Annotated in this window: 6 protein-coding genes; 3 read left to right on the top strand and 3 right to left on the bottom strand. The window is 72.1% G+C overall.

Going from position 1 to position 6215, the window contains the following annotated elements; translation table 11 throughout:
• Positions 1 to 106: 106 nt before the first annotated feature.
• Positions 107 to 880, bottom strand: a complete 774-nt coding sequence (locus C1A33_RS17590) for a helix-turn-helix transcriptional regulator (protein WP_165818450.1) — start codon at positions 878 to 880, stop codon at positions 107 to 109.
• 179 nt (positions 881 to 1059) lie between these two features.
• Positions 1060 to 1584: a hypothetical protein gene (locus C1A33_RS17585; RefSeq protein WP_101832564.1), complete on the bottom strand. Its 525-nt coding sequence runs from the start codon at positions 1582 to 1584 to the stop codon at positions 1060 to 1062.
• 261 nt (positions 1585 to 1845) lie between these two features.
• Here C1A33_RS17585 and C1A33_RS17580 point away from each other — a divergent pair, with 261 nt between their 5' ends.
• Both C1A33_RS17580 and C1A33_RS17575 read left to right on the top strand, forming a co-directional pair.
• Positions 1846 to 2394, top strand: a complete 549-nt coding sequence (locus C1A33_RS17580; RefSeq protein ID WP_101832563.1) for a histidine kinase — start codon at positions 1846 to 1848, stop codon at positions 2392 to 2394.
• Between the two features lie 73 nt (positions 2395 to 2467).
• Entirely contained in the window at positions 2468 to 3943 is a 1476-nt protein-coding gene (locus tag C1A33_RS17575; RefSeq protein ID WP_101832562.1) for a cytochrome P450, read from the top strand.
• A 160-nt stretch (positions 3944 to 4103) separates the two neighbouring features.
• Here C1A33_RS17575 and C1A33_RS17570 read toward each other — a convergent pair whose 3' ends face one another.
• On the bottom strand, positions 4104 to 4700 hold the full coding sequence (locus C1A33_RS17570; RefSeq protein ID WP_101832561.1) for a hypothetical protein: 597 nt from the start codon (positions 4698 to 4700) through the stop codon (positions 4104 to 4106).
• 525 nt (positions 4701 to 5225) lie between these two features.
• Between C1A33_RS17570 and C1A33_RS17565 the strand changes: the two genes are divergently transcribed.
• Positions 5226 to 6077 (top strand): SAM-dependent methyltransferase, encoded by an 852-nt coding sequence (locus C1A33_RS17565; protein WP_243407664.1) that lies wholly within the window; start codon positions 5226 to 5228, stop codon positions 6075 to 6077.
• The last annotated feature ends 138 nt before the right edge of the window (positions 6078 to 6215 follow it).

Below are 6215 nucleotides of genomic sequence, written 5' to 3'. Positions count from 1 at the left end.
CTGTGAAACGGAAACCGGGCACGGCCACGGCCGGTCAGACCCGGGGTGCCCCACCGAAAGGTGAGGCGGCATGAACGCCAGCTATCTGGCGCCCTCACGCAACGGTTCAGCGCTCGGCGACGATGACGCAGCAGGCCGGGGCGACGCCCTCGCCGGCGACCCGCAGGTCGTCGCGCAGGCCGAGCCCGTCGATGACGCCGGCGACGTAGCGCTCGTTGAGGGTGCAGACGACCTCGGGATGTGTTGCGGACAGCCGCCGGAACGGGCAGTTGCGCAGCACGAGCCGCGGCCCGCCGTCCTCCCCGCCGACGGAGCCGACGCTCGCGCCGGCAGGCTCGTATCCCAGCTGGCGGAGCGCCGCCGCAGCCCGGCTGAGCGGCTTCAGTGCTTGCGGCGCCTGTGCTTTCGGCGCCTCATGTTCCGCTGAATCCCGCTCCCCGGCCGCGAAGGCGACCGTCTGTGCCCGCGCCTGGTAGTCCTCGCCGTCGAGGAGGTCGGCGCTCTGGACCAGGATCCTGGCCAGACGCTCATAGCGCCGCGCCGGGATGGCGACCTCAAGGTCGACCTCCCGTGCCTGGTAGAGCTTGGCGGGACGGCCCGCGCCAGGGCCACCCCGGCCCGCCGGCCGCGCGTAGGTCACCGCCAGCAGGCCGGACTCGGCGAGCCGGTCCAGATGGAAGGCCGCCGTGGTCCGGGCGATGGCGAGACCCGCGGCCACCTGGTCGCGGGACATCGGCGCCGTGGCACCCCGCAGGTGGGTGTAGATCGCGCGGCGCTGCGGGTCGGCGACCAGGCGCAGCGACGACCACGCCGCCTCGTCGACATCCCCGATCCCGCCCAGGTCTGCCGTGCCGACCCGGTCAGCGGGCAGTCCATTCACCGCGCGGCCCTCCGTCTCCTGGATTGCGGTTCCGCGATCTTGGCGCTTCATGCTACGAAGCCCGCCCGCGGCTGCCGTCGGCCGGATGCCGTCGCCGCCCGACCCTCCCGTGACGTGCGGCGGCGGCAATCCGTCCCCACCCCGCCGCCGAGACGACCGCACGGGTGGGCTCATCCCCGTCAGACGACAGTCGGTGAACCTGACGCCGACGCCGCGGGCACCCGCTCGCCCTCGGCGGACCCGGTCTCGGCGGACTCGCCCTCGGCGGACTCGGTCTCGGCGAGCGCGTTCCACACCTTGCTCAGCAGCACGTGCGGAGGAACGTCGACCTCCTCAGGGGCGGGCTCACCGAGGATGCTCGGGACGTAGCCGCGCCGGTCGGCGAAGATGTTGAGCATGAAGCAGCCGTCCGGCCCGGCCTCCTCGGGACCGTAGACGGAGCCCTTCTCCTGTAACCGGATGTCCCCCGGGCCGTACCACTTCTTGCCGACCCGCAGGGAGCCACGGAGGATCACCGACATGTAGTGGGTCTTGTGGTAGTGGACCGGGAACTTGTAGTTGGCGGTGACCTCCATCGGGAACACCGCGGGGTCGCTCGGCCCGGCACCGAGGAAGAAGGCGGCGAAGCGGGTGCCGTCCTCCATGGTGGTGAACTCGGGGTCGTCGAGGTTCGTCTCGTACCTGCCACGCGCGGTGCGTTCCATTCGAAGCTCCTTTGACGCCTGCCGGACGGCGGACCGTGTGCCAGCTCACACTGCCCACGCCCGACAGTAGGAGCGCGACCCCCCGCCTGTAAAGAGGAAGTTCACTTTCTTTAGAAGCCGCCGATCCGATCCGGCCCAGCCCCAGCTCACACGAACCTCACGTCTGGTCCGCAGGTGGCACGCATGCTGGCCGGGTGTCCTTGGCCTGTCGGCGTGCACCTCGCCGCCAGGACCATCCCGAGGGCAGGTGTTCCGATCCCGATGACGACGCGCACACAGCGGGCCGCGCGCGAGCCGCACAGGCCGTGGCGGCAGCGGCTGCTGCTGGTCGCGGCGGCGCTGGCGGTGCTGCGGGCGGTGCAGGCCGCCGTCGCCGCGCTCACGGTACTGGCGGTCACCGCGCTCGAGCTGGAGCGGCCGGCGCCGCGGTTGCACCTCGCCCGCCTCGGCGAGGTCGAGCCGCGCCCGCTGACCCCGCCGACCGCCCTGGTCATGCTCGCCGTGTCCACGGCCTGCTGCGTCCTGCTGTTGCGGGGCCGCGGCATCGCCTCGGCCTTCGCCGGTGTGAAGGCGTTCGCGCTGGTCGCGGCGGCGACGATCGCCGGCTGCCTGGCCGCGGGGCCGATGGGCACCAGGCTCGTGGTGGCGGGATGCGGCGCGAGCCTCGTCGTCCTGCTGTGGCCGGCGGTGCGCACCGCCGCCGTGAGGGTGCTGACGGCGATCGGCCTGCCCCACACCGACGGTCGCATCGCCGACGTCGCCCTCGCGCTCAAGATCGCCGTGCTCACCGCTCTGGTCCTCGCCCCATGACGGCGTGCCCATCCCGCGGTGGACCCGTGTCGCCAGGTCACCGAACCGGTACCGGACCGAAGGGTAGCTTCCGATGAGCAGTGCCACTGACACGTCTCACTCACCTCACGCGCATCACCCGCCCGCCGCCGCACCGGCGTCGGCCGCCCGGGATGCCGAGGAGGTGCCGGGCCCGACCGACGGTCCGGTCGCGTCGCTGCGGCGGCTGCGCGCCGATCCGCTCAACCGGTTCGGGGAGCTGGCCCGCGAACACGGGCCGGTGGTGCGGATCGCGCGCTGGCCGGTGTCGGCGTTCCTGGTCACCGAGCCGGAGGCGATCGCCGACGCCCTGGTCAGCGGCCACCGCGCCTACGCCAAGGGGGCCGTGCGGCGGCGTGGCCGCGCCGGTTCCCGGGAGACGGTGGTGCAGCCGCTGGCCCTGCTGCTCGGGCAGGGGCTGCTCACCAGCGCCGGTGACGTCCACCGCCGCCAGCGCCGGTTGATGCAGCCGCTGTTCCACAAGCAGCGCATCGCCGGCTACGCCGACGCGTTCGCGTCCATCGCCGCCGACACCGCCGCCGGCTGGGACGACGGGCAGCTGCTCGACCTGCACGCCGAGATGACCAGGATGACCCTGGCGATCATCGCCAGGACCCTGTTCGACGTCGACCTCGACAGCCGCGTCGTCGACGTGGTGCGCACCGCTCTCGACGAGACGATGCCCGCCGCCCGCCGCGCCCCGATGCCCGGCTTCAGCACCGTCGAGCGGCTTCCGCTGCCCGGCGCCCGCCGCCGTCGCGCCTCCCGCGACGCTCTCGACCAGGTGGTGCTCGACCTGATCGCGCAGCGCCGCGCCGCCGGGGCGACCGGCGCCGATCTGCTGTCGCTGCTGCTGAGCGCCCGCGACGCCGACACCGGCGCGCCGATGGACGACGCCCAGGTCCGCGACGAGGCGCTCACCCTGCTGCTCGCCGGCCACGAGACCACCGCGAACGCGCTGTCCTGGACGTTCCACCTGCTCGGCGACGCCGCCGAGGTCCGCGCCGTGCTGCAGGCCGAGCTCGACGAGGTTCTCGGTGACCGCCTGCCCACCATCGACGACCTGCCCCGCCTGCCCTACACGGGCGCGGTGTTCCAGGAGTCGATGCGGCTGTTCCCGCCGGTGTGGGCGATGGGCCGCCACCTCGTCGAGGACCGCGACGTCGCCGGCTACCGGCTGCCCGCCGGCTCCACCCTCGTGTTCAGCCAGTGGGTGGTGCACCGCGACGCCCGCTGGTGGTCCGAGCCCGACCGCTTCGACCCCACCCGCTGGCTCCAGCCGCCCGACACCGAGGCCGACGCCGCCAGGAGCACGCCGCCGCGGCCGCGCTTCGCCTACTTTCCGTTCGGTGCCGGTCCCCGCCAGTGCATCGGCAACACGCTGGCCGTCACCGAGGGGATCATGGCCCTCGCCACCCTTGCCCGCCACTGGACCTTCGCCCCGGTCCCGGGTCGGGTGGTGACACCGCAGCCCCTGGTCACGCTGCGCCCGCGGAACGGACTCCCCATGACCGCGCGCCGCCGGCCCTGACGGACTCTTCCCTACCGGGTCGGTGGTCGTCAGATGAACTCACCAAAGCCGAGAAGCCCCGGTCCGACCCACCCCATGTTCGGGCGGATCGGACCGAGGCTCCGGCGCCGGTTCGGGTCAGTTCGACCTCGGGCCGGGAGGACTCAGACCGACCACCGAATCAGTGCCGGAACCATTCGTCGGTGGTGTAGTCGGTCCGGCCGTCCGCAGCCGTGAAGTCAGTTCGGACATTCACTCTGAGCTGGTTTGTCCCACCACGCTTGTACACCTTCAGCCACACATAGCTCGTCGCGTAGCTACGCCGGTAGGTGGCAAGGATCCAGCCGTTTCCCCGGCTGACGGCGGAACGGCTGCCCCAGTCGCAGTCCGTCGGGTGACACTTTCCCCACACCCGGACGCCGTAGCCGCCGCCGCTGGTGGAGCAGTGCCCGTCCGTGTCGCAGAGGACCTGGTCACCGCATCCCTGGGTCACGGTCACCCGGGTGATCGACCGGGTGTTGGGATTGATGTTGCGCCAGGATCCCGCGAGCGGGGAGCTGACGCAAAGGGCATGCGCGGGCGCCGACGACGTCACGGCGAAGGCGCCGGTGAAGCCGACCGCGAGGATCAGGAGGACGAGTACGGCGCCGCCACGCCGAAAGGGGAGTGCCAAGGACACGATCGGTTCACCTCTGCGTTTCGTCGCGATTCTGTGTGCGCCCCCGACAATGGTCCGCACCAGACAGCGGATCAGGTCGACGATGAGGACGCGGCGCAAGTCCAGAAACCTGCCCTGAGGTCGCCACGATCGTACCCGGCCGAGATCGATTCACGTCATCGTTCGACGGGAATGGCCACGCACCCGCGATACAGGAGACAATCGTCTCCGCGCACCAGGACGAAGCCGCGCCATTCCGGGCTGAGCGCGACCGGCGTCGGGGGACGGCGGCGGTGGTCGCCGCGTCGAGCATGGAGTTCACCGCGCTGTGGGCGCCGTTCCCTGGCCGACATCGAGCCACTCGTCGCCCGGGTCCGTGCGGCGGATGTTGCCGGTCCGGCCGCGTACCGCGGGGACGGCGCGGGGGCTGTCGCCCGCGGCCGAGGCCTGGCCCCGGCGACGAGAGCCCCACCCCCTGACCGCGCAACCGGGCATCGCGGCGAACGGCGTCCAACCCAGAAGGCACAAGAAGCTGACTATTCGCACGGGCGGGCTGATTCGACGCAGAATGCCCAGCTACTCTTTGGCTTCGAGAGGCCGCGCACCGACAAGGGGCGCGCACGAACACGAGAAGGTGGTGCCTGCGTGACCGATGCCGTGGCCGACGACGCCTCCGCGGATGATGCCTACTCCTACGAGGAGGCCAGCAGGGCCGCCGAGCTCGACACCGGCGTGGCGCACACCGCCCGGGTCTGGAACTACTGGCTGGGCGGCAAGGACAACTTCGCGGCGGACCGCGCGGTCGGCGACCAGGTCGAGTCGATGCTGCCGCACATCGTGCCCACTGCCCGCGCCGACCGCGGCTTCCTGACCCGGGTGGTGCGCCACCTGGCCGTCGAGGCCGGCATCCGGCAGTTCCTCGACGTGGGCACGGGCCTGCCCACCGCGGGCAACACGCACGAGGTCGCCCAGTCCGCGGCGCCTGACGCGCGGATCGTCTACGTGGACAACGATCCGCTGGTGCTCGTGCACGCCCGCGCCCTGCTCACCAGCACTCCCGAGGGCGCCACCAACTACATCGAGGCCGACCTGCGGGACACCGCCACGATCCTCGCGGAGGCGGCCCGCACCCTCGATCTCACCCAGCCGGTCGCCCTCACCCTGCTGGGCGTCCTGAACTTCATCCCGGACGAGGACGAGGCCATCGACATCGTCGGCCGGCTGGTCGCCGCGGTCCCCCCGGGCAGCTACCTGGCGATCGCCCACGCCAGCAACGAGGTGTTCCCGGAGGACGCCGAGCGCGTCCGCCAGTTCTGGAACGAGAACGCCACTCCGCCGATCACCTTCCGCGACGCGAAGCAGATCAGCCGGTTCTTCGAGGGCGTGGAGCTGCTCGAGCCCGGTGTGGTCTCCTGCTCGCGCTGGCGCCCCACCGCGGCGGATCTGGAGACCCCCGCAGAGGTCCAGCAGTTCTGCGGCCTCGGCCGCAAGGCCTGACGTCCGCGCCCGGCCCGTTGAGATCCTCACCTGACGTACCCGCTCTGGGGCCGTCGTGGGCGTTCGCGGGTCAGGACGGCCCAGGGACGGGGCGAGGGGGTTGGTCAGGCGCCGAGGTCGAGGACGTCGGTGAGGGGG

The organism is Frankia canadensis (assembly GCF_900197875.1).
GTDB classification, from domain to species: Bacteria; Actinomycetota; Actinomycetes; order Frankiales; family Frankiaceae; genus Frankia; species Frankia canadensis.
The sequence above is the reverse complement of the archived record's forward strand: the minus strand, read 5'-3'. Positions and strand labels throughout refer to the sequence as shown.